We start from the raw sequence: 21,551 nt of genomic DNA, 5'->3' as shown, positions 1-21,551 counted from the left end.
TCAGCCCTTCACGAGCAGGCCGCGGCTGCGCAGCACCCACCGCTCCAGCGGACTGAAGATCAGCAGGTCGATCGCGATGCCGACGACGAGGATGAGCAGGATGGCCAGGAACACACCCGGCATGTCGAAGTTGTTCCGGCCGTTCTCCAGCAACTGGCCCAGGCCCAGCCCGAGGTCCGGCGAGGAGGCGATGATCTCGGCCGCCATCAGCGACCGCCAGGAGAACGCCCAGCCCTGCTTCAGCCCCGCCAGATAGCCGGGCAGCGCCGCGGGCATCACGATGTGCCAGGTGCCCTTGAGCCCGGTGGCCCCCATCGTCCGGCCCGCCCGCAGGAACAGCGGCGGCACCTGGTCGACCCCGGACACCAGGCCGTTGGCGATGGAGGGGACGGCGCCGAGCAGGATGACGGTGAACATCATCGCGTCGTTGAGCCCGAGCCAGATCACCGCCGGCGGGACCCAGGCCACCGAGGGGAGCGACTGGAGCCCGGAGAGGATGGGCCCGATCGCGGCCCGCACGAACCGGACCCGCGCCACCAGCAGACCCAGCGGCGTGCCGATGGCCAGGGCCAGCAGGAAGCCGAGCAGGCCGCGCGACACGCTCGTCCACACCACGTCCAGCAGCGTCCCCTGGAGCCACATCTCGCGGACCCCGTCCCACACGGCGGACGGCGGCGGCAGCTTGTAGGACTCGGTGACCTCCGCGGCGACCAGCAGCTGCCAGACCAGGAGCACCAGCGCGACGGCGACGACCGGCGGGAGCACCTTCCCGACGAGCACCTGCCGCAGCGGCGTGCGCTGGCTCTGCACGCTGTCGAGCGCGTCCAGCCCCGCCTCCAGACCGGCCAGGTCGTCGGGCCCGGACCGGTCCTTCGCGGGCGCGGGCGTGTCAGTGCTGGCCATGGCGGCGGATCTCCCCACGCAGTTCTTCGGTGATCTCGACGGAGAGCTCCGCCACCGCGGCGTCCTCGATGCGGCGCGGCTGGTCGATGCCGACGGTCCACTCACGGGCGACGCGCCCCGGGCGCGAGGACAGCAGCACGACCCGCTGGGCCAGCCGCACCGCCTCGCGCACGTTGTGGGTCACGAAGAGCACCGACAGGCCCGTCTCGCTCCAGATGCGGGTCAGCTCGTCGTGCAGCACATCGCGGGTGATCGCGTCCAGGGCGGCGAACGGCTCGTCCATCAGCAGCAGCTCGCTGTCCTGCGCCAGCGCCCGCGCCATGGCCACCCGCTGGCGCATCCCGCCCGACAGCTCGTGCACCCGCTTGCGGTGGGCGCCGCCCAGGCGGACCAGGTCGAGCAGCCGCTCGGCCTCCGCGCGGCGCTCGGACTTCGCCACCCCGCGCAGCTTGAGCGCGAGCTCGATGTTCCTGCCGGCCGTCAGCCAGGGCAGCAGCGCGTGCTCCTGGAACATCAGCGCCGGACGGCCGCCGGGCGTGGCGATCGACCCCGAGGTGGGGCGGTCGAGCCCCGCGACCAGGTTGAGCAGCGTGGACTTGCCGCACCCGGAGGCGCCGAGCAGGGTGACGAACTCGCCGCGGCCCACGTCGAGGGTGATGTCGTCGAGTACCTGCTGCCGCCCCGCGGGTCCGGCGAAGGACTTCGAGACGTGCTCGATCCGGGCCGCGGGCGTGATGGCCGCGCCGGGTTCGGCGGCTCGGGTGGTCGTGATGGCCATGGTCGTCACCTCCTGGGAAACGTGGTTGGGGTTACCTGGCGCCGAGGCCCGCGTCGCCGACCGCGGGCCTGCCCTCGGCCGCGAGGACCGCGTTGAGCGGGCGCAGGTCGTAGATGCCGTCGAGTTCCGGGTCCGCCAGCAGTCCGGCGTCGGCGGCCCAGGCGGCCTGGGTCCTCAGCGTCCCGGCCAGCGGGTCGTCGGTGACCTTGATCGACGGCCAGGCCGCGTCCAGGACCGCGGAGGGCAGCGGCTTGCCGGACAGCCGCTCCAGCGCCCGGTTCGCCGCGGCCTTGGCCTGGTCGGGGTGCGAGTCGATCCAGTCGTTGGTGCGCACCGTGCCGCGCAGCACGGCCTCCACCACGTCCGGGTGCTCCGCCAGGAACCGCTGGGAGACGACGATGTTGGTGATGACGAACTCCCCGTCCGGCCACAGCGCCGCCTCGTCGAGGAGGACCTCGCCGCCGAGGGCGACCAGCTGGGAGGCGGTGGGCTCGGGCACCCAGGCACCGTCGATCGAGCCCGTACGGAAGGCGCCCGGGGTCACCTTGTTGTTGGACCGGACCACCGACACGTCGCCCTTGCCGCTCTCGGGGTCCACGCTCCAGCCCTGCTCGCCGATCCAGTGGATCAGCGCCACGTCCTGTGTGTTGCCCTTCTGCGGCGTGGCGATCCGCTTGCCCCTGACGTCGGCCGGTGTCCGGATCACGTCCGGGTCGACCACCAGCTTCACGCCGCCCGAGGCCGCGCCGCCGATGATCCGCAGATTGCCCCCGTGGGACCTGGTGTACCCGTTGACCGACGGCGAGGGCCCGAGGAAGCCGATGTCGACGCTGCCCGCGTTCAGCGCCTCGACCGCGGACGGCCCGGCGTTGAAGGTGGTGGCCGCCAGACGGGTTCCGCCGAGTTCCTTCTGGATCAGGCCCTTCTCGACGCCGACCAGCGCGGTGGCGTGCGTCAGGTTGGGGAAGTAGCCGACCCGCACCTCCCCGGCCGAGAGCTGCTCGCCCTCGGGCGCGAACGCGGCCTGCTCCTGCTTCGGCGCCTGGGAGCCGTAGCCGCAGGCGGTGAGCGCCGCGGCGAGCAGGGGCAGGGCGAGCGCCGCGGTGAGGGCGCGGCGCGTGGCGGAACGGATGCCTGGCACGGGAGGCTTTCCTCTCGTCGGCCCGGTGCTACGTCCTCGCGGACGCGGCCGGGTCCTGTTCGTCGGGGGGTCTTCGGCGGTGCGGGGGCCGGGTACGGGGGCGGCGGAGCGCCACCCGTACCTGCGTCATCGCGCACATCGGGCCACCCCGCCGGTGCCCGAGCCGAGCACCCCGCTGCCCACGCGTCCGCCCTCCTTGGCGAAGGTGGCGTAGACGTCGGCCGCCATCAGAAGTCCCAGCCCTCGTCGTCGGCGCCGGGCGCCTCGGCGGGGGCGGCGAAGGACTCGCCGGCCATCCCGGCCGCCAGCGTGGTCCCGTCGGCAGGGTCGATCAGCAGGAACGAGCCGGTGCGGCGGGAGTGCGCGTAGGAGTCCATGGGCAGCGGCTCGGCGGTGCGCACGGTGACGCGGCCGATGTCGTTGGCGACCAGGCTGCCCGGTGCCGGGTGCTGCGACAGGTCGTCCAGGGTGAGCCGCGAGGGGATGTCCTTCACGACGGCCTTGACCGTGCGGGTGGTGTGCTTCAGCAGCACCCGCTGGCCCACCGCGAGCGGCTGGTCGGCGACATGGCAGACCGTCGCCTCGACGTCCTGGGTGGTCGCCGGGGCGTCGGCGCTCGGCACGATGACGTCGCCGCGCGAGACGTCGATGTCGTCCGCGAGCAGCAGGGTCACGGACTGGGGCGTCCACGCCACGTCCACCGCCTCGCCCAGCAGGTCGATGCCGCTGACCGTGGTGGTGCGGCCCGAGGGCAGCACCGTCACCTCCTCGCCCACCCGGAAGGCGCCGGCGGCGATCTGGCCCGCGTAGCCCCGGTAGTCGGGGTGCTCCGCGGTCTGCGGCCGGATCACGTACTGCACCGGGAACCGGGCGTGGCAGCCGGTCAGGTCGTGGCTGACGGGGACCGTCTCCAGGTGCTCCAGGACGGTGGGCCCGGCGTACCAGTCCATGCGCGCCGACGGCTCCACGACGTTGTCCCCGGCCAGGGCGGAGATCGGGATCGCGGTCACCTCGGGCACGCCCAGCTCGGTCGCGTAGGCGGTGAACTCCTCGGCGATGGCGCCGAAGACGCCCTCCGCGTAGTCCACCAGGTCCATCTTGTTCACGGCCAGCACCACGTGCGGCACCCGCAGCAGGGCGGCGATCGCCGCATGGCGCCGGGTCTGCTCCACCACGCCGTTGCGGGCGTCCACCAGGACCACGGTCAGCTCGGCGGTCGAGGCGCCGGTCACCATGTTGCGGGTGTACTGCACGTGCCCCGGCGTGTCGGCCAGGATGAAGCGCCGCCGCGGCGTGGCGAAGTAGCGGTAGGCCACGTCGATGGTGATGCCCTGCTCCCGCTCGGCGCGCAGGCCGTCGGTGAGCAGCGCCAGGTCGGGTGCCTCCTGGCCGCGGGAGCGGGAGGCGTGCTCCACGGCCTCCAGCTGGTCGGCGAGCACGGACTTGGAGTCGTGCAGCAGACGCCCGACCAGGGTCGACTTGCCGTCGTCGACGGAGCCCGCGGTGGCGAAGCGCAGCAGTGTGGTCGCCGACACCTGGGCGGTGAGCTGCTCGGTGGTGCTGGTCATCTCTAGAAGTACCCTTCGCGCTTGCGGTCTTCCATCGCGGCCTCGGACAGCTTGTCGTCGGCGCGGGTGGCTCCCCGCTCGGTGAGCCGGGAGGCGGCGATCTCCGCGATCACGGCGTCGAGGGTGCCGGCGTCGGAGTCGACGGCGCCCGTGCAGGACATGTCGCCGACGGTGCGGTAGCGCACCAGGCGCTTCTCCACGGGCTCCGTGTCCTTCGGTCCGCCCCACTCGCCGGCGGTCAGCCACATGCCCGAGCGGCTGAACACCTCGCGCTCGTGGGCGAAGTAGATCTGCGGAAGCTCGATCCGCTCGCGCTGGATGTACTGCCAGACGTCCAGCTCGGTCCAGTTGGACAGCGGGAACACCCGCACGTGCTCGCCGGGGGCGTGCCGTCCGTTGTAGAGCTGCCACAGTTCGGGGCGCTGCCGCCGCGGGTCCCACTGGGAGAACTCGTCGCGCAGCGAGAACACCCGCTCCTTGGCCCGGGCCTTCTCCTCGTCGCGGCGCCCGCCGCCGAACACGGCGTCGAAGCGGTGCTGCTGGATGGCCTCGGTGAGCGGCACGGTCTGCAGCGGGTTGCGGGTGCCGTCCGGGCGCTCCCTGAGCACCCCCCGGTCGATGTAGTCCTGCACGGAGGCGACGTGCAGCCGCAGCCCGTGCCGGGCGACCGTGTGGTCCCGGTACTCGATGACCTCGGGGAAGTTGTGCCCGGTGTCGACGTGCAGCAGCGAGAACGGCACGGCGGCGGGGGCGAAGGCCTTCAGCGCCAGGTGCAGCATGACGATGGAGTCCTTGCCGCCGGAGAAGAGGATCACCGGCCGCTCGAACTCGCCCGCCACCTCGCGGAAGATGTGCACCGCCTCGGACTCGAGCGCGTCCAGGTGGGACAGGGCGAACGGGCTGTCGGTGCCCTCGTGGAGCGTGGCGACGGTCGTCACAGCCGACCCCTTTCCTGTAGCTGGGCTTCTTCGCCGGCGCGGGCGGCGCCGCCCGCCGGGTGCCGGGGGTGCGCGGGCGCGGGGCGCCCGGCGGTGCGCGGTCCGGCGGCCGCGCCCCGCCTCACAGCAGGCCCCTCTCGGCCAGCAGCGCGCGGACGGCCGCGGCCGACTCCTCGACGGTCTGGTCCTGGGACTCGATCCGCAGGTCCGGCGACTCCGGCTGCTCGTAGGGGTCGTCGACGCCCGTCAGCCCGCTGATCTCGCCGGCTGCCTGCTTGGCGTACAGGCCTTTCACATCGCGTACCGAGCAGACCTCCACGGGGGTGGCCACATGGATCTCGACGTAGGCCGTGCCCTCCTGCTGGTGGCGCTTGCGCACGGCCTCCCGGCTGTCCGCGTACGGTGCGATCACCGGCACCAGCGCCAGCACGCCGTTGGAGGCGAGCAGTTCGGCGACGAAGCCGATCCGCTGCACGTTGACGTGCCGGTCCTCGCGGCTGAACCCCAGTCCCGCGGAGAGGAACTCGCGGATCTCGTCTCCGTCCAGCAGCTCGACCCGGCGGCCCTCGGCGCGCAGCCGCCGCGCCAGCTCACGGGCGATGGTGGTCTTGCCGGCGCTCGGCAGACCCGTGAGCCAGATGGTGGCTCCGGTCACGTCGTTCTCCCCTGGGTTCCGGTCGTTCGTCATCAGCCGTGCAGTCCGCACTCGGTCTTGCCGCGCCCGGCCCAGCGGCCCGCGCGGGCGTCCTCGCCCGCCTGCACCCGGCGGGTGCAGGGTGCGCAGCCGACGGAGGCGTAGCCGTCCGTCAGCAGCGGGTTGGTGAGCACACCGTGCGCGGTGACGTAGGCGTCCACGTCCTCCTGCGTCCAGCGGGCGATCGGGGAGACCTTGACCTTCCGCCGCTTCTCGTCCCAGCCGACCACCGGGGTGTTCGCCCGGGTGGGGGACTCGTCGCGGCGCAGGCCGGTCGCCCAGGCGTCGTACCCGGCGAGGCCGTCCCGCAGCGGCGCCACCTTGCGCAGGGCGCAGCACAGGTCGGGGTCGCGCTCGTACAGCCGCGGGCCGTACTCGGCGTCCTGCTCGGCGACCGTCCGGCGCGGCGTGAGCGTGATGACGTTGACGTCCATCACCGCCGCGACCGCGTCCCGGGTGCCGATGGTCTCCTCGAAGTGGTAGCCGGTGTCGAGGAAGACGACGTCCACGCCGGGCAGGGCGCGCGAGGCGAGGTGGGCGACGACCGCGTCCTCCATCGAGGAGGTCACGCAGAAGCGCGGCCCGAAGGTGTCGGCGGCCCAGCGCAGCACGTCGAGCGCGGGAGCCTCCTCCAGCTCCCGGCCCGCCTGCTCGGCCAGGGTGCGCAGGTCCTGCTGGGCGGTGGTCACAGGTCGTCCCTTCCGTTGCCGTCGGAGCGCACACCCCGGGCGAGCAGCCCGAGGAACGTCAGCCGGAAGGCGCGGTTGCAGGCCGCGCACTCCCAGGCGCCGTGCCCCTCCTCGCTGGGGCGCAGGTCCTCGTCGCCGCAGTAGGGGCAGTAGAACGGGGCGGCTCGCTCGCTCACGACAGGGCCTCCTCGGGGGCGCGGGCCGCCCAGGTGGCGAAGCGCTCGCCCTCGTGGCGCTCCTCGCGGAAGCGCGTGAGCACCCGCTCGACGTAGTCCGGAAGCTCGTCGGCGGTGACCTTCAGCCCCCGGACCTTGCGGCCGAACGCGGGGTCGAGGCCGAGTGCGCCGCCGAGATGGACCTGGTAGCCCTCGACCTGGTTGCCCGCCTCGTCCAGGACCAGCTGGCCCTTGAGCCCGATGTCCGCCACCTGGATGCGGGCGCAGGCGTTGGGGCAGCCGTTGATGTTGATGGTGATCGGCTCGTCGAAGCCGGGCAGGCGGCGCTCCAGCTCGTCGATGAGGCTGGATCCCCGGCCCTTGGTCTCGACGATCGCCAGCTTGCAGAACTCGATGCCGGTGCAGGCCATCGTGCCGCGGCGGAAGGGCGACGGCCGGACCTGCAGGTCGAGCGCCTCCAGCCCGGAGACGAGGGAGTCGATCTGCTCCTCCGCCACGTCGAGCACGATCATCTTCTGCTCGACGGTGGTCCGCAGCCGGCCCGAGCCGTGCTCCTGGGCCAGGGCGGCGATCTTGGCGAGGGTGGTGCCGTCCACCCGGCCGACGCGCGGTGCGAAGCCGACGTAGTAGCGGCCGTCCTTCTGGCGGTGGACGCCGACGTGGTCGCGCCAGTGCTGCACGGGCTGCTCGGGGGCGGGGCCGTCGAGCAGCGCGCGGCCCAGGTACTCCTCCTCCAGCACCCGGCGGAACTCCGCCGCGCCCCAGTCGGCGACGAGGAACTTCAGACGGGCGCGGTTGCGCAGCCGGCGGTAGCCGTAGTCGCGGAAGATGGACACCACGCCCTCCCAGGCGTCGGGCACCTCCTCCAGCGGGACCCAGGCACCCAGGCGCACGCCCAGCTTGGGGTTGGTGGACAGGCCGCCGCCGACCCACAGGTCGAAGCCGGGGCCGTGCTCCGGGTGGTGCACGCCGACGAAGGCGATGTCGTTGATCTCGTGCGCCACGTCCAGCAGCGGGGACCCGGAGATCGCGGTCTTGAACTTCCGCGGCAGGTTGGAGAAGTCCTTGTTGCCGACGTAGCGCCGGTGGATCTCGTCGATGGCGGGGGTGCCGTCGATGATCTCGTCCTCGGCGATACCCGCCACGGGGGAGCCGAGGATGGTCCGCGGGGTGTCGCCGCAGGCCTCGGTGGTGGAGAGGCCGACGGCCTCCAGACGCCGCCAGATCTCGGGCACGTCCTCGATGCGGATCCAGTGGTACTGGACGTTCTGCCGGTCGGTGAGGTCGGCGGTGCCGCGCGCGAACTCCTCGGAGATCTCGCCGATCACCCGCAGCTGCTCCGTGGTCAGGCGGCCGCCGTCGATGCGCACCCGGAGCATGAAGTACGAGTCGTCCAGCTCCTCCGGCTCCAGGATCGCGGTCTTGCCGCCGTCGATCCCGGGCTTGCGCTGGGTGTAGAGGCCCCACCAGCGCATCCGCCCGCGCAGGTCGGCGCCGTCGATGGAGTCGAACCCGCGGTGCGCGTAGATCGTCTCAATGCGTGTCCGCACGTTGAGACCGTCGTCGTCCTTCTTGGTCTGCTCGTTCGCGTTCAGCGGGGTGTGGTGGCCCATGGCCCACTGACCCTCGCCACGGTGGCGTCCGGCCTTGCGTCGGGGCGTGGCGGCGACGGGCTTTTCCGGGGTGGCGGCCATGGTGATGAATCCTTCGAGAAGGCAGGAGGGCGGCTCTGAGCTGCACACTCGCGAGAAGAGCGCGACGGTGCGCAGGGCGGGGTGGAGAAGAGGGGGGTCCGGCGGTGCTGAGCTCTCAGCAGGCCTGACAGATGGCGCTGGACATGCGGCCGAGGTCGACGTGCCGCCGACTCACCAAGGCAATTCCAGTGCTGGACATGGCGGAAGCGTGTCATGGGACTTTGGACCCAGTCCACCGCTATCCGAAATGTGGACACTGCTGTCTCGCATGGCAAGACGCTGTGTCGTGGGTCACCGCGGCGCGGACGGCCGGCGGCGACGGCGCCGCCCGTCCGCGGGCCGCGGGAGGCCGCGCGGGACGGGCGCGGCGGGTACGGGGTGGGGGAGCGGGCTCAGCCCGCGCGACCCGGGCCGGGACCGGCCCGGTCTCAGAGGCCGGAGCCCTGCCACGGCCCCGGCGTGGCCACCTCTTCCTCCTCCGCCACCGCGGTGTCGAAGAGCCGGAACCCGCGCCGCAGGTAGTTGTCCATGGCGTGCGGCCCGTCCTTGGAGCAGGTGTGCAGCCACACCCGCGAGGTGGCCGGCAGCCCCGGCCAGCGCTCCGCCAGGTCCCAGGCCCGGGCGGTCCCGTGCGCCAGGAGGTGGCCCCCGATGCGGCGCCCGCGGAAGGCGGGGACGAGACCGAAGTACACGATCTCGACCGAGCCGCCCTCCTGCGCCTGGAGCTCCACGTACCCGGCGGGCGTGCCCCGGTCGTAGGCCACCCAGGTCTCCACCCCGGGCTGCTCCAGCCACTTCTGCCACTCCGCGTACGTCATGCCCAGGCGGTCGGTCCAGCGGATGTCGCCGCCGACCGCGGTGTAGAGGAAGCGGCTGAACTCGGGCGAGGGGACCTCGGCCCGCGTGATCCGTATGTCCCCCTCGGGAGCGGACGCGGGGCGCTGGTCGGCCGGCGAGGTCTGCTCCAGGGACCATGTGGTGACGGTGATGCTCATGGGCGCCAGGGAACCACGCCGCGCCCCGTCGGCCCAACACCGGGTGCGGTGGGACCGGTCGCCCGCCCCCCGGCGGCCCCCGGGCTCCCGCGGCCCGCACCGGCTGCTCCCGGCCCGGTTGCTCCCGGCCCCGACGTTCCCGGCCCGGTTCCCCGGCCCCCGGCGTTCCCCGATCGGACGTGCCCGGCCCGGCCCGGGGGCGCCCGCGGCCGCTCAGGGCGCGGGCTCGCGGGCGGCGGGCTCCGCTCCCGTGCGGGCGCGGCGGACCGCGGGGGCCGTCGAGTGGGGCAGCAGGTCGCACGGGCGCTCCGGCAGCACCACCTCGACGTCCACCTCGTCGGCGATCCGGTACGGCCGGTGGGCCAGCACCTGCGCCAGGCGGCGCCGCAGCCGGGACATCTCGGCCCGCACCGTGACCGTCCTGGTCGGGTCCGCGAACAGGTCCTGTGCCAGCTGGGCGGCGCTCAGCCCCGCGCGGTCGCGCGCCAGCAGGTAGAGCAGCTCGGCGTGGCGGGGGCTCAGCTCATACGTCCAGTCGCCGGCGGCGCCCGACAGGCGCACCGACGGCCGGTGCCTGCGGCTCAGGTCCAGGACCAGCCGGCCGGGCGCGGCGGCACCCGCCTCCGCGCCGTCGTCCACGCGCACCAGCCAGCCGCCGGGCAGCGGTTCCAGGGTGCACATACCGAGGGGCGGGAGCCAGGTGCGGCCCGCGCGCGGCTGCCGGGGGAGCGTGAGCCGGTCCGGGGGCGCCATCCCCGTCACCGCGGCCGGCCAGCCGCGGTCGTCCACCGCCAGCGCACGTCCGCCGACCCGGCCCAGCAGCGGCGCGGCCACCGAGCGCAGCCGCTCCAGCGCCTCGTGGTGGCGGGTGCGCAGCTCGGCCTCCGCGAGCCCCGCCACGGCGGTGACCAGAGCGAGCATGGCCGGATGCATGCTCGTGAGCGGCCCGCTCACGTCGACCGCACCCAGCAGCCGGCCGTCGCGGGGGTCGATCACCGGGGCCCCCGCGCAGGTCCAGGTGTGGTGGGAGGCGACGAAGTGCTCCGCGGAGTGCACCTGCACCGGCCGCCGCGTCACCAGCGGCGTGCCCACCCCGTTCGTGCCGACCTGGCTCTCCGCCCAGTCCGCGCCCGGGACGAAGCCGTGGGCATCGCCCTTGCGGAGCACCGCGGTGCTGCCCTCCCGCCACAGCAGCCGGCCGTCGGCGTCGGCCACCACCATGATGTGCCGGGCCGCCTCGGCCACGGACAGCAGGCCCGCCCGCAGCACCGGCAGCACCTCCAGCAGCGGGGAGGAGCGCCTGCGCCTCTCGATCTCGTCCAGCCCGAGGATCCCGGAGCGCCGGTCCCGGTCCGGGTCGACGCCGCTGCTCAGCATCCGCCGCCAGGACTCGTCGATCTCCGCGCGCGGGCCCACCTCGGGCCGCAGCCCGGACAGCGTCGCCAGACGCACCTCCCTCAGCAGCCGCGCCGCCTCCGTCGCGTCCATCACGGCCAGCCTGGCCAGGTCGAGTGTCTCGTGCGGCACGGGCCCTCCTTCGACGCCCCCGGCGGCGCGGTGCGGTGGTACGGCACCCATCCTGCCCTGCGGGCGGACGGCACCGCCGCCGGCCTCCCCAGGATGCAACCTTCTGCAACCGTCGCGGAGCGGCGAGCACCTGTACGAGGCTGACGGGGCACCGGTTCGCCGGTACCGGGGGTGGTGCCGTGTCGGCGCAGCACCACCCCGATCCGTCACGGGCGCGGGGACCGCGGCAACGCGGCCCGCACCCGTGGGACGGCCTTGCGGGCCGCCCGTGGAGCGGCCTCCGCGGGCGGCCCGCCGGCGTGTGCCCGCGCCCCGGCGCCCCGGGCCGCACCGCACGACCCGCCCCCCGGGCCGCACCGCACGCGCACCGCACGAGCCGCCCCCGGGCCGTTCAGAGGGCCACGCGGGCCCGCTCGACCACGGCCGCCAGCCCCGGCGTGACCGGCAGAGTCCCGAAGACCCCGTCCCAGTCGCCGCCCAGCCGGGAGGCGCAGAACGCGTCGGCGACCTCCGGCGGCGCCCAGCGCACCAGCAGCGCCCCCTGCAGCACCACGGCCATCCGCCCCGCCAGCCGCCGTGCCCGCGCCTCGACGCCGTCCAGGTCCGCCAACTGCGTCAGCACGCCCCGGATCGCCGCGTCCAGCCGGTGGTCCGCCCCGCGGGCCCGCCCGACCTCCCGCAGGAAGGCGTCCAGCGTTCCCCCCTGCCGCAGCGCCCGCAGCAGGTCCAGCGCCTGCACGTTCCCGGCGCCCTCCCACACCGAGTTCAGCGGCGACTCACGCAGCAGCCGGGGCAGCCCCGACTCCTCCACGTACCCGTTGCCGCCCAGGCACTCCAGGGCCTCGGCGACCAGGGGCGTGGTGCGCTTGGTGACCCAGTACTTGGCCACCGGGACCGCGATCCGCAGCAGGGCCCGGTCCTCCGGCGTGTCCGCGTCGTACGCGGCGGCCAGCCGCAGCGCGAGCACGGTCGCGGCCTCCGACTCCACCGCGAGGTCCGCCAGCACGTTGCGCATCAGCGGCTGGTCGACCAGCAGGGCGCCGAAGGCACGGCGGTGCGCGCAGTGGTGGACGGCCTGCGCCACCGCCGCCCGCATCAGACCGGCCGAGCCGAGCACGCAGTCGAGCCGGGTCGCGGCGACCATGCCGATGATGGTGCGCACCCCCGCCCCCTCCTCGCCCACCCGCCGGGCCCAGGTCCCCGCGAACTCGACCTCCGCGGAGGCGTTCGACCGGTTGCCCAGCTTGTCCTTCAGCCGCTGGAGCAGGAAGGTGTTGCGCGAACCGTCCTCCAGCACCCGCGGCACCAGGAAGCAGCTCAGGCCCCCGGGAGCCTGGGCGAGCACCAGGAACGCGTCGCTCATCGGGGCGGAGCAGAACCACTTGTGCCCGGTGAGCGCGTACGCGCCCGAGGAGCCCAGCGGCTCGGCCCGGGTGGTGCCCGCGCGGACGTCGCTCCCGCCCTGCTTCTCCGTCATCCCCATGCCGACCAGCGCACCGCTCTTCTCCCGCACGGGCACCAGCCCCTGCTGGTACACCCGCGAGGTCAGCAGCGGCTCCCACACGGCCGCCAGCTCCGGGTCCGCGCGCAGGGCGGGCACCGCCGCGTGCGTCATCGACACCGGGCACAGGTGCCCCGCCTCGGCCTGCGTCCACACCAGGAAGCCCGCGGCGCGCCGGACGTGCCCGGAGGGCCGGCCCCAGGCCGAGGCCAGCCCCGAGGTGACCGCCTTGCCGAGCAGCCGGTGCCAGGCCGGATGGAAGTCGACCTCGTCGACGCGGTGGCCGTAGCGGTCGTGGGTCACCAGCCGCGGGGGGTTGCGGTCCGCCTGCTCGCCCCACCGCAGCACCTGCGCCGACCCGGCCGAGCGGCCGAGCACGGTCAACTCCTCCCGCGCCCCGTCGAGCGCCTCGGGGGCGACGTGGCGCCCGACCGCCTCCGCCAGGGCCCGGTCGGAGGAGAAGACGTCGTACCCCACCAGGGGCGGAGCCTGGTTGGTCACTGTGTGGGTGCCTGCTGCCATGCGGATACGGTAAGGACGTGCAGGCAGCGAACGAAACACCCGAGCCACCGCCGGGCCGGCTCCACCGGGCCCGAGTCCTCTACCGCAACGTCTCCAAGCGGAAGATGACATGGCTGCTGCTGAAGGACACGGTGAACTCGTGCATCGAGTACCGCATCCTCGGCCTCGCCGCCGAGGCCGCCTTCTTCACCCTGCTGTCGGTACCCCCGCTGCTGCTCGGCCTGATGGGCCTGCTCGGCTACATCGACGACTGGACCGACACCACCACCGTCGCCTCCATCGAGCAGAACATCCTCTCCGCCGTCGGCACGGTCCTGTCGGACCGGGGCGTCAACGACATCGCCAGGCCCCTGCTGGAGGACGTCACCCGCAGCGGCCGCCCGGACATCATCTCGATCGGCTTCGCCATCGCCCTGTGGTCCGGGTCCCGCGCCGTCAACGTCTTCATCGACACCATCACCGTGATGTACGGGCTCGACGGGCACCGCGGCATCGTCGCCACCCGGCTGCTCGCCTTCCTGCTGTACGTGGTCGCCCTGCTGATCGGCGCGGTGGTGCTCCCGCTCGCCGTGGTCGGCCCCGACCGCCTGGTCGAACTCATCCCCTGGGGCGCCGAGCTGGTCCGGCTGCTGTACTGGCCGGTGGTGATCCTTCTGTCGATCGCCTTCCTGACCACGCTGTACCACGTCTCCGTACCGGTGCGCTCCCCCTGGGTGGAGGACGTACCCGGCGCGTTGGTCGCCCTGGCGATGTGGGTGGTGGGCAGCTTCCTGCTGCGGATCTACCTCACCAGCACGGTCGAGGGCCCCACCATCTACGGCTCGCTCGCCGCGCCCATCGCCTTCCTGCTGTGGATCGGCATCTCGGCCTTCGCCGTGCTCGTGGGCGCGGCGGTGAACGCCGCCATCGACCGGGTCTGGCCCTCGGTGGCCACCGCCGCCGCCCGCGCCGCCAACGAGCGGGCCCGCGCCGCGGACGCGGCCGAGCTGCTCGCCCGCGCCAGGACGGCCCAGCTGTACGGCGACGCGGACGAGGACGACGACGGCGGCGACATGCCCTCGGAGTTCCCCGAGCGCTGGTCGAGGTTCCTGCCCCCCGACGACGTCAGGGCGCGGCTGCACACCACCCTGCACACCGGCCGGGAGCAGCCGAAGGAGCCCAAGGGCCCGGCGGATCCCACGAGGCCGGACGCGCCCCGGCCGGGACACCCCGGAGAGGACCCGGCGCCGCACGAGGACCCGCTCCCGCGGTCCGGCGAGGGACGCGGAAACGGGAACGGGGGCCGGGGCCGGCGCCGGTAGCCTGGCAGGCGTGTACCGAGAGCGCCCCTCCCGGCTCCCCGGAGCCGTCGCGTGGACCGTCTCCCCCGGGGCCGGGCCGGGGCGGGAGCCGCGCCCGATCCTCCCCGACGGCTGCATGGACCTGCTGTGGAGCGAGGGCGTGCTGCGCGTCGCGGGCCCCGACACCCGCGCCCACACCGCCGCTCCCGGAGCCGCGTGGGCGGGCCTGCGCCTGGCCCCCGGGGCCGGGCCGGCCCTGCTGGGCGTCCGCGCCCATGCGCTGCGCGACCAGAGGGTCGAGCTCGCGGACCTGTGGGGCGCGGCCACCGCGCACCGGCTCGCGGCCCGGATCGACCCCGGCGACCCGGCCTCCGGCCTGGAGGACCTCGCCCTGCGCCGTGCCGCGGACGCCCCTGCCCCGGAGCCGTGGATCGCCCCGGTGGTGCGGCACCTCGCCGACGGCGGGAGCGTCGCCCGCGCGGGCGAGGCCGTCGGGCTGGGGCCCCGCCGCCTGCACCGCCGCTCGCTGGAGGTCTTCGGCTACGGGCCCAAGACGCTGGCGCGGATCCTCCGCCTCCAGCGCGCGCTGGCGCTGGTGCGCGGCGGGACGTCCTACGCCGAGGCGGCCCATCGGGCGGGCTGCGCCGACCAGGCGCATCTGGCCCGGGAGACGAAGGCGCTCGCGGGGATGACGCTCGGTGCCTACGAGGCGTCGGCGAAGAGCGACACGGCCATGCCGTCCGGGTCGAGCACCAGGGCGTAGCGCTGCCCCCAGACGGCGTCCCAGGGCTTCAGGTGCCCCCGGTAGCCGGCGGCGACCAGGCGCTCGTAGAGGGCGTCCACCCCCGCCGGGGTGTCGCAGGCGAAGGCCAGGCCGAGCCGGTCGCCCCCGGACGGGGCGGTCCAGCCCGGGTCGAAGGACCGGACGGTCTCCTCGGTGTCCCACAGCACCCGCGTCCCGCCGGGCAGCACCGCCTCGACGTGCGGGGCGTTGTCCGCGTCGGCCGGCACGTCGAGGCCGAGGAGGCGGTAGAAGGCGAGCGAGGCGGCCATGTCGGAGACGACGAGTCCGACGGCGTCGAGTCGAGGAGTCATACCGCCATGGTCGCCCCGGGCCCGGGAGTTGTCTTGAACGAATCGGACACGGCCGGGCTCCGCCCGCGCGGGTCCGCCCGTGTCCCCACCGCCCCCTCCTCCGGGGGCGCGCGGGAGGCGCACCGGGCAGCGGGGCGTGCGGCGCGCCGCACGGCGCCTGCGCCCGCGCGCGCCCCGCTCCTCAGGTCCGCGCGCACCCGTCCCTCCAGCTCCCGCCACCGCGGCCCGACTCCCCTCCGCTCTCCGCCCGTTGGCGTGCGTACGCCGGTCCGCCCCGGGGCAGACAGACCCCCGACGTATGCGACGGCGGGGCCCGGCGGAGCCCGCCGGGGACCCGAGCGGAGGCGGCATGGACCAGCGGACGAGCGGATGGCGGTTCACGGACGACCGGGGGAGGACGGCGAGCGCCCCGCGCACCCCGGAGCGCGTGGTGGCCTACATCAGGGCCGGGGCGGCACTCCAGGACCACGGCCTGCGCCCCGTGGCGGTCTTCGGCTCGGCGCACGACGGCCCCCTCGCGGACCCGGCGAAGGCCGGCTCCCTGCCGCTCGGGGAGGTCGCCTACCTGGGCCCCGGACCCGCCCTCGACGCCGCGGCGGTGCTCGACCGGCGCCCGGACCTGGTGGTGGCCGTCGGCTACGGGCCGGACCAGGTCTACGGGCTCGACCCGGACGCCGCCAAGCAGCTGGAGGAGCAGGTCCCGCTGGTCCTGATCGACGTCGGGCAGGACCGCACCCTCGACGGACTCCGGGACCGGACGGCCGCGCTGGCCGCCTCCCTGGGGGCCGCGGAGCCCCGGGCCCGCCGCGAGGAGGAGGCCGCCCGCCGGGCCCTGCGGGCGGCGGCCGAGCGGTCCGGCGGGGCCCGCGTCCTCGCGCTCTCGCCCGCGGGCGCCGGGACCGTCCACCTCGCCAGGCCGGGGGCCTGGCCGGATCTGCGGGCGCTCGCCGACCTGGGGGTGCGCACCGCCGCCCCGGCGCCCGGCCCGGGCGTCAACTGGGCCCGCGGGGACTGGAACACGGTGGCCCTCCTGGAACCGGACGTGGTGCTGGTCGACGTCCGCGCCAACGCGGAGCCCCTGGTGTCGCTCGGGGACGTCCCCGCCTGGCGGGAGCTCACCGCGCGGGCCACGGTCGTCCCGTGGAACCCCGAACTGCCGTGCAGCGCACGGGCGCACGCGGACTTCTTCGGGGCGGTGGCCGCGGCCCTCGCGGCGCGGACCCCCTGAACCCGCCCCGCCCCGCCGGGACACCGGCCGCCGCCGGGGCGAACGCCCCGGCGACGGGCGCGTTTTGGCTCTGCGGCGGCGGCTCACTACCATCCGCCGGATGATCACAAGAAAACGCCTTGCGGCCGGGGCCTGGGCCCTGCTCGCGGCTCTGGTGGCCGGGCTCGCCGCTCCGGCCCCCGCCACCGCCGCCGACGGACCGGCGGCGAAGGAACCCCCGAAGGTCGAGCTGGTCCTCGACGTCAGCGGCTCGATGAGGACCCGCGACATCGACGGCCAGAGCCGGATGGCCGCCGCGAAGCAGGCCTTCAACGAGGTGCTCGACGCCGTCCCCGACGACGTGGAACTGGGCATCCGCACGCTCGGCGCCGACTACCCGGGCGAGGACCGCGAGCGCGGCTGCAAGGACACCCGGCAGCTCTACCCGGTCGGCCCGCTGGACCGCACCGAGGCCAAGACCGCCGTGGCGACCCTCGCGCCCACCGGCTGGACCCCGATCGGCCCGGCCCTGCTCGGGGCGGCCGACGACCTGGCGGGCGGGGACGCCACCCGCCGGATCGTCCTCATCACCGACGGCGAGGACACCTGCGCGCCCCTGGACCCCTGCGAGGTGGCACGCGAGATCGCCGCCAAGGGCATCCACCTCGTCATCGACACCCTGGGCCTGGTCCCGGACGCCAAGACCCGGGCGCAGCTGCGCTGCATCGCCGAGGCCACCGGAGGCACCTACACCTCCGTCCAGCACACCGAGGAGCTCTCCGGCAGGGTCAGCCAGCTGGTCGAGCGCGCCGCCGACCCCGTGGTGACGCCGGTGCCCCTCGAAGGCGCCGCGCGCTGCGCCGACGCACCCGTGCTCACCCCCGGTCTCTACACCGACCGCGAGGCCTTCGGCGAGCACCGCTGGTACCGGGTCGACGTCCGGCCGGGCCAGGAGCTGCGCGCCTCGGTGAGCATCGCCGCCGACCGCCCGGTCGACCGCGACTACGGCGTGCTGATGCGCGCCGTGACCGTGCACGGCCGGGAGATCGTGCGGGGCTCGGAGGCCGGCGACGGCCGCACGGACCTGATATCCACCGGCCTGCGCTACCCCAAGGCGCCCTCGGACGACGACGTCGAGGCATCCGCGGCCGAGGTGGTCTGCCTCCAGGTGAGCAACTCCTTCTCCGCCGCGCCGGGTGTCCCGAGCGAGCCCGGTCTGCCGCTGGAGCTGACGGTCGACGTCGTCGACGCCCCGGACGAGGCGGCCGACGTGGCGTCCTTCGGCCTGGGCCGCGGCTGGTGGCTGCTCGGGCTGCTCGTGGTCGTGGGCTTTGCCGCCGGCCTGCTGTGGGGCTGGGTCTCGCGCTGGCGCGTCGCCGTCTGGAGGACCAACTGATGCGTGTCACAAGGATCCTGGCGGCCGGAGCGCTGGCCGCCGCGGCACTGCTCGGCACGGCGCCGGGCGCCGTCGCCGAGAGCCCCTCGCCCGCGTCCTCGGACGGCACGGGCACCGAGGGCGGGGGGCCGACCGAGGCCGGGACGACCTTCCGCACGGCGACGCCCGTCCGGCAGGGGCAGCTCGCCACCGCGAACGCCTCCAGCGGCGACTACCTGTACTGGGTCTTCACCGCCGACGCGGGCCAGCGCCCCACGGTGCGCGCCACGGTCACCCTGCCCGAGTCCGAGGCCCGGCACGGCGCCTCGACCTGGCGGATCGACGTCTACGACGGCCTGCGCCGCCGCCAGCCCTGCATGTACGGCATGCAGAGCCGGGCCGCGGGTGCCGAGGCGTCGTCGGTGGACCTCGCCTGCACGCTGCGGCCCGTACGGTCCCTCGCGGACCCGTGGGAGGGCGACCCGCTGCCGGGCAGCTACTACGTCCGGCTCACCGTCACCGCGCTGCCCGAGGAGGACCTGGGGCTGCCCGTGCGTGCGGAGGTGGAGGCCGTCTCCCATGAGGTCGGCGGCGCCTACGCGGTGGACGGGGCCCTGGCGGAGCCCCTGGTGCCGGGCGTCTCGGCGAAGGAGCAGCGCAACGAGGAGCGGGCCGGGCTGGAGGTGTCCACCGGCTGGTGGTCCGACCGCTGGCTGTGGACGGGGGCGGGGGCCGTGCTCGCCGCCCTGGCGGGCGTCGGCGGGTACGCGCTGACCCGCGGAGCCGGCCGCCCCACGCGGGTGCCGCCGGGCACCTGACCCGGCTCCCGTGGTTCCTGCGGGGCCCGGACACGAGGCGGCGGCCCCGGCAGTCAACTGCCGGGGCCGCCGTCGTCGCACCGCCCGGCGGGGCGGCGTCACGCCCGTCCGCCGCGCGCCGGGGCGCGGGGGGCCGGGGAGTGTCAGAACGAGAAGAGCACACCGCGCGCGGTGCTCTTCACGCACGGGTTGCCGAAGGTGTGGCTGTACGAGACGTGGCGGCCCTCCCACACACCGGTGGCGGTCACCGTCACCGGGTCCCACTGCTTGGTGCAGGCGCGGTCCGGGTCGAGCGCGACACTGGCGTCGAAGCCGCCCGCCTGGGCGCGCAGTTCGCCGCAGGCGTCCTCGGGCGCGGGGTGGCTGCCGCGGGCCCCCGGGGCGCACTCCAGGGTGACGGCCCGCAGCACCGTGCCGTCGACGGCGTCATCGCCGGCGGTGACGGTGAGGACCAGCGCCGAGGGGGCGTACAGGCTCGTGGCGCCTGCCGGCGCCGGTGCCGGGGCCGCTCCCGCGGTGCCGGCCGCGGGGGCGAAGGCGAGCCCGAGCGACAGACCGGCGAGCGCGAGTCCTCTGGCGACGTACCGCATAACGAACACTCCATGGGGTCGGGGTTTCGGTAATCGGACAGGAGTCTTACCGATCCCCGTGAAGAACGCTTTCGCCTACCGCGGTATCCGGTCACCACCCGTCACCCTCCGAGCCCAGGCGGTGACCGGGTCGGCTCTTGCTGACCAGCGGTTCAGTAGCCGTGGGAAACGGCCGAAGAAAGACGTTAGAGGGGATTCGGGGAGCAATGCCAAGGTGGAAACATTCTTGAATCGTTGATTGAAAGGTGAAGTCTGGTTGGCGCCTTGGACGCCTGTCCGTTGGACGGCGTTCCCCGCGGGGGGTTCACTGGCAGGAGGGCCCGCGCCGAGGCCGGAGGTGCCGATGGATCCCCTCGAAGCCCTGGACCGGGTGGCCTTCCTCCTGGAGCGCTCCCTCGCCGGGAGCTACCGCGTCCGGGCCTTCCGCACCGCCGCGTCCGCCCTCGACGCCCTCGATCCGCAGGACCTGGCGCGCCGCGCGGAGGCGGGGACTCTGGAGCGCATCGGGGGCGTCGGGCCCAGGACCGCGTCCGTCGTCCGGGAGGCGCTCGACGGGCGCACCCCCGCCTATCTGGCCCGCCTGGAGGAGCAGGCCGCCGAGCCCCTCGCCGAGGGCGGCCGGGCCCTGCGCGCCGCCCTGCGCGGCGACTGCCACCTCCACTCCGACTGGTCCGACGGCGGCAGTCCCGTCGAGGTCATGGGCGCCACCGCCCGGAGGCTCGGCCACGAGTGGGCGGTCCTCACCGACCACTCGCCCAGCCTCACGGTGGCCCACGGCCTGAGCGCCGGCCGGCTGCGCGAGCAGCTCGACCTCGTCGCCGAGCTCAACCGCCGGTGGCGGCCCTTCCGGCTCCTGACCGGCATCGAGTGCGACATCCTCCCGGACGGCACGCTCGACCAGGATCCCGAACTCCTCGACCGCCTCGACCTCGTCGTCGCCTCCGTCCACTCCAAGCTGCGGATGGACGCCCCCGCCATGACCCGGCGGATGGTCCGCGCCGTGCGGAACCCGCTCACCGACGTCCTCGGGCACTGCACCGGCCGCCTGGTCGCGGGGGAGCGCGGCACCCGGCCGGAGTCCCGGTTCGACGCCGACCGGGTCTTCGCCGCCTGCGCCGAGACCGGCACGGCCGTCGAGGTCAACTCCCGGCCCGAACGCAGGGATCCGCCCCTGCGGCTGCTCCGCCGCGCGGCGGAGGCCGGCGTGCTCTTCGCCGTCGACACCGACGCCCACGCCCCCGGACAGCTGGACTGGCAGCTGATCGGCTGCGACCGCGCCGAGCGCTGCGGCATCCCGCCGGAGCGGGTGGTCACCACCTTCACGGCCGCGCAGCTCGCGGAGTGGACCCGCACCCGGCGCGTCCCGGGCGGCTGACCTGTGGCCGGTCCGCGGAGGCCCTACTAGACGACCGGTCTATTCGGGTGGTACGGTCCCTGCATGTCGGTCACCACGCGCAGTGCGGACACCCGTCGGCTCATCCTCGACACCGCCCGGCAGATCATGGCCCGGAAGGGCTACTCCGCCGTCGGCATCAACGAGGTGCTGACGGAGGCGGGCGTGCCCAAGGGGTCCTTCTACCACTACTTCGCCTCGAAGGACGCCTTCGGTGAGGCGATCCTGAGGGGGTACTTCGCGGACTACCTGGCCGACATGGACGCTGTGCTCTCCCAACCCGGCCGCTCGTCGGCCGAGCGGCTGATGGCCTACTGGCAGCAGTGGCGGGAGACGCAGAGCGTCGGGGAGTGCCAGGGCAGATGCCTGGCCGTGAAGCTCGGCGCCGAGGTCGCCGACCTGTCGGAGCCCATGCGCCTCGCCCTGAAGGACGGCACGGGCGCCGTGGTCGACCGCATCGGGCGCGCCGTCGTCGCCGGCCTGGAGGACGGCTCCCTCGCGGTGGACGGGGACCCCCACGAGGTCGCACAGGCCCTGTACGACATGTGGCTGGGTGCGAGCGTCATGTCCAAGATCCATCGCAGCCCGGCGCCGCTGGACACCGCCACGGCGGTGACCCGCGGGCTCCTGCACCTGTAGCGGGCCCGCACCCCGTGCCCGATCCGGT

The 21,551-nt window shown here is 74.7% G+C and carries 22 protein-coding genes; 7 read left to right on the top strand and 15 right to left on the bottom strand.

All coding sequences use genetic code 11. The features are described 5' to 3' along the window. The 13 genes from ACGF15_RS03585 to ACGF15_RS03525 all read right to left on the bottom strand — a co-directional run bounded on the left by ACGF15_RS03585 (position 1) and on the right by ACGF15_RS03525 (position 13,126). Entirely contained in the window at positions 1-903 is a 903-nt protein-coding gene (locus ACGF15_RS03585; protein ID WP_392796793.1) for an ABC transporter permease, read from the bottom strand. Next, complete coding sequence (locus ACGF15_RS03580; RefSeq protein ID WP_345609260.1) at positions 890-1,681, bottom strand: ABC transporter ATP-binding protein; 792 nt, start codon at positions 1,679-1,681, stop codon at positions 890-892. Before ACGF15_RS03580 ends, ACGF15_RS03585 begins: the two co-directional genes overlap by 14 nt. Before the next feature lie 31 nt (positions 1,682-1,712). Further along, on the bottom strand, positions 1,713-2,822 hold the full coding sequence (locus ACGF15_RS03575; RefSeq protein ID WP_392796792.1) for an aliphatic sulfonate ABC transporter substrate-binding protein: 1,110 nt from the start codon (positions 2,820-2,822) through the stop codon (positions 1,713-1,715). 227 nt (positions 2,823-3,049) lie between these two features. Beyond that, a complete protein-coding gene (locus tag ACGF15_RS03570) occupies positions 3,050-4,390 on the bottom strand; it encodes a GTP-binding protein (RefSeq protein WP_360643821.1) in 1,341 nt (446 codons plus the stop codon). A 2-nt stretch (positions 4,391-4,392) separates the two neighbouring features. Continuing rightward, on the bottom strand, positions 4,393-5,328 hold the full coding sequence (gene cysD, locus ACGF15_RS03565) for a sulfate adenylyltransferase subunit CysD (RefSeq protein WP_392796790.1): 936 nt from the start codon (positions 5,326-5,328) through the stop codon (positions 4,393-4,395). Positions 5,329-5,449: 121 nt separating this feature from the next. Further along, a complete protein-coding gene (cysC, locus tag ACGF15_RS03560) occupies positions 5,450-6,016 on the bottom strand; it encodes an adenylyl-sulfate kinase (RefSeq protein WP_345609251.1) in 567 nt (188 codons plus the stop codon). Continuing rightward, positions 6,016-6,711 (bottom strand): phosphoadenylyl-sulfate reductase, encoded by a 696-nt coding sequence (locus tag ACGF15_RS03555; protein ID WP_345609249.1) that lies wholly within the window; start codon positions 6,709-6,711, stop codon positions 6,016-6,018. Before ACGF15_RS03555 ends, cysC begins: the two co-directional genes overlap by 1 nt. Beyond that, positions 6,708-6,887, bottom strand: coding sequence for a hypothetical protein (locus ACGF15_RS03550; protein ID WP_345609247.1), 180 nt, complete (start codon positions 6,885-6,887; stop codon positions 6,708-6,710). Before ACGF15_RS03550 ends, ACGF15_RS03555 begins: the two co-directional genes overlap by 4 nt. Continuing rightward, on the bottom strand, positions 6,884-8,581 hold the full coding sequence (locus ACGF15_RS03545) for a nitrite/sulfite reductase (RefSeq protein ID WP_345609245.1): 1,698 nt from the start codon (positions 8,579-8,581) through the stop codon (positions 6,884-6,886). Before ACGF15_RS03545 ends, ACGF15_RS03550 begins: the two co-directional genes overlap by 4 nt. 115 nt (positions 8,582-8,696) lie before the next feature. Continuing rightward, positions 8,697-8,780, bottom strand: a complete 84-nt coding sequence (locus tag ACGF15_RS03540) for a putative leader peptide (RefSeq protein WP_360643994.1) — start codon at positions 8,778-8,780, stop codon at positions 8,697-8,699. 229 nt (positions 8,781-9,009) lie between these two features. Beyond that, entirely contained in the window at positions 9,010-9,576 is a 567-nt protein-coding gene (locus ACGF15_RS03535; protein WP_345609243.1) for a GNAT family N-acetyltransferase, read from the bottom strand. 213 nt (positions 9,577-9,789) lie between these two features. Continuing rightward, complete coding sequence (locus tag ACGF15_RS03530; RefSeq protein WP_392796789.1) at positions 9,790-11,103, bottom strand: GAF domain-containing protein; 1,314 nt, start codon at positions 11,101-11,103, stop codon at positions 9,790-9,792. A gap of 391 nt (positions 11,104-11,494) precedes the next feature. Further along, the gene (locus tag ACGF15_RS03525) at positions 11,495-13,126 is read right to left on the bottom strand and encodes an acyl-CoA dehydrogenase family protein (RefSeq protein WP_392796788.1); all 1,632 of its coding nucleotides are present in this window, start codon (positions 13,124-13,126) and stop codon (positions 11,495-11,497) included. A gap of 17 nt (positions 13,127-13,143) precedes the next feature. Here ACGF15_RS03525 and ACGF15_RS03520 point away from each other — a divergent pair, with 17 nt between their 5' ends. Together ACGF15_RS03520 and ACGF15_RS03515 are read left to right on the top strand one after the other, a co-directional pair. Next, positions 13,144-14,427, top strand: coding sequence for a YihY/virulence factor BrkB family protein (locus ACGF15_RS03520; protein WP_392796787.1), 1,284 nt, complete (start codon positions 13,144-13,146; stop codon positions 14,425-14,427). Positions 14,428-14,437: 10 nt separating this feature from the next. Continuing rightward, positions 14,438-15,169: a helix-turn-helix domain-containing protein gene (locus tag ACGF15_RS03515; protein ID WP_392796786.1), complete on the top strand. Its 732-nt coding sequence runs from the start codon at positions 14,438-14,440 to the stop codon at positions 15,167-15,169. Here ACGF15_RS03515 and ACGF15_RS03510 read toward each other — a convergent pair. Then, positions 15,109-15,501 carry a VOC family protein gene (locus ACGF15_RS03510; RefSeq protein ID WP_392796785.1) on the bottom strand — a complete coding sequence of 131 codons (393 nt, stop codon included), beginning with the start codon at positions 15,499-15,501 and terminating at the stop codon, positions 15,109-15,111. The two genes, ACGF15_RS03515 and ACGF15_RS03510, sit on opposite strands and share 61 nt — an antisense overlap. Before the next feature lie 349 nt (positions 15,502-15,850). Here ACGF15_RS03510 and ACGF15_RS03505 point away from each other — a divergent pair, with 349 nt between their 5' ends. The 3 genes from ACGF15_RS03505 to ACGF15_RS03495 all read left to right on the top strand — a co-directional run bounded on the left by ACGF15_RS03505 (position 15,851) and on the right by ACGF15_RS03495 (position 18,901). Continuing rightward, positions 15,851-16,729, top strand: coding sequence for an ABC transporter substrate-binding protein (locus ACGF15_RS03505; RefSeq protein WP_392796784.1), 879 nt, complete (start codon positions 15,851-15,853; stop codon positions 16,727-16,729). Between the two features lie 100 nt (positions 16,730-16,829). Further along, positions 16,830-18,104 carry a VWA domain-containing protein gene (locus ACGF15_RS03500; RefSeq protein WP_362609533.1) on the top strand — a complete coding sequence of 425 codons (1,275 nt, stop codon included), beginning with the start codon at positions 16,830-16,832 and terminating at the stop codon, positions 18,102-18,104. Then, a complete protein-coding gene (locus tag ACGF15_RS03495) occupies positions 18,104-18,901 on the top strand; it encodes a hypothetical protein (RefSeq protein ID WP_392796783.1) in 798 nt (265 codons plus the stop codon). The genes ACGF15_RS03500 and ACGF15_RS03495 overlap by 1 nt, the downstream gene beginning before the upstream one ends. A gap of 143 nt (positions 18,902-19,044) precedes the next feature. Here the strand turns inward: ACGF15_RS03495 and ACGF15_RS03490 are convergent, their stop codons facing one another. Further along, positions 19,045-19,491: a subtilase-type protease inhibitor gene (locus tag ACGF15_RS03490; RefSeq protein ID WP_345609225.1), complete on the bottom strand. Its 447-nt coding sequence runs from the start codon at positions 19,489-19,491 to the stop codon at positions 19,045-19,047. 343 nt (positions 19,492-19,834) lie between these two features. Here ACGF15_RS03490 and ACGF15_RS03485 point away from each other — a divergent pair, with 343 nt between their 5' ends. Then, positions 19,835-20,866 (top strand): PHP domain-containing protein, encoded by a 1,032-nt coding sequence (locus tag ACGF15_RS03485; protein ID WP_392796782.1) that lies wholly within the window; start codon positions 19,835-19,837, stop codon positions 20,864-20,866. A gap of 63 nt (positions 20,867-20,929) precedes the next feature. Beyond that, a complete protein-coding gene (locus tag ACGF15_RS03480) occupies positions 20,930-21,523 on the top strand; it encodes a TetR/AcrR family transcriptional regulator (protein WP_392796781.1) in 594 nt (197 codons plus the stop codon). The last annotated feature ends 28 nt before the right edge of the window (positions 21,524-21,551 follow it).

This window comes from Streptomyces sp. NPDC048001 (assembly GCF_043203115.1).
In the GTDB taxonomy this organism is placed as follows: Bacteria; Actinomycetota; Actinomycetes; order Streptomycetales; family Streptomycetaceae; genus Streptomyces; species Streptomyces sanyensis.
The sequence above is the reverse complement of the archived record's forward strand: the minus strand, read 5'-3'. Positions and strand labels throughout refer to the sequence as shown.

Excerpts from the sequence above, each read along its gene's own strand:
- ACGF15_RS03585 (WP_392796793.1), bottom strand. The coding sequence starts at position 903 with ATGGCCAGCACTGACACGCCCGCGCCCGCGAAGGACCGGTCCGGGCCC.
- ACGF15_RS03580 (WP_345609260.1), bottom strand. The coding sequence starts at position 1,681 with ATGGCCATCACGACCACCCGAGCCGCCGAACCCGGCGCGGCCATCACG.
- ACGF15_RS03570 (WP_360643821.1), bottom strand. The coding sequence starts at position 4,390 with ATGACCAGCACCACCGAGCAGCTCACCGCCCAGGTGTCGGCGACCACA.
- cysC (WP_345609251.1), bottom strand. The coding sequence starts at position 6,016 with ATGACGAACGACCGGAACCCAGGGGAGAACGACGTGACCGGAGCCACC.
- ACGF15_RS03545 (WP_345609245.1), bottom strand. The coding sequence starts at position 8,581 with ATGGCCGCCACCCCGGAAAAGCCCGTCGCCGCCACGCCCCGACGCAAG.
- ACGF15_RS03540 (WP_360643994.1), bottom strand. The coding sequence starts at position 8,780 with ATGTCCAGCACTGGAATTGCCTTGGTGAGTCGGCGGCACGTCGACCTC.
- ACGF15_RS03535 (WP_345609243.1), bottom strand. The coding sequence starts at position 9,576 with ATGAGCATCACCGTCACCACATGGTCCCTGGAGCAGACCTCGCCGGCC.
- ACGF15_RS03525 (WP_392796788.1), bottom strand. The coding sequence starts at position 13,126 with ATGGCAGCAGGCACCCACACAGTGACCAACCAGGCTCCGCCCCTGGTG.
- ACGF15_RS03510 (WP_392796785.1), bottom strand. The coding sequence starts at position 15,501 with ATGACTCCTCGACTCGACGCCGTCGGACTCGTCGTCTCCGACATGGCC.
- ACGF15_RS03505 (WP_392796784.1), top strand. The coding sequence starts at position 15,851 with ATGGACCAGCGGACGAGCGGATGGCGGTTCACGGACGACCGGGGGAGG.
- ACGF15_RS03500 (WP_362609533.1), top strand. The coding sequence starts at position 16,830 with ATGATCACAAGAAAACGCCTTGCGGCCGGGGCCTGGGCCCTGCTCGCG.
- ACGF15_RS03495 (WP_392796783.1), top strand. The coding sequence starts at position 18,104 with ATGCGTGTCACAAGGATCCTGGCGGCCGGAGCGCTGGCCGCCGCGGCA.
- ACGF15_RS03490 (WP_345609225.1), bottom strand. The coding sequence starts at position 19,491 with ATGCGGTACGTCGCCAGAGGACTCGCGCTCGCCGGTCTGTCGCTCGGG.
- ACGF15_RS03485 (WP_392796782.1), top strand. The coding sequence starts at position 19,835 with ATGGATCCCCTCGAAGCCCTGGACCGGGTGGCCTTCCTCCTGGAGCGC.
- ACGF15_RS03480 (WP_392796781.1), top strand. The coding sequence starts at position 20,930 with ATGTCGGTCACCACGCGCAGTGCGGACACCCGTCGGCTCATCCTCGAC.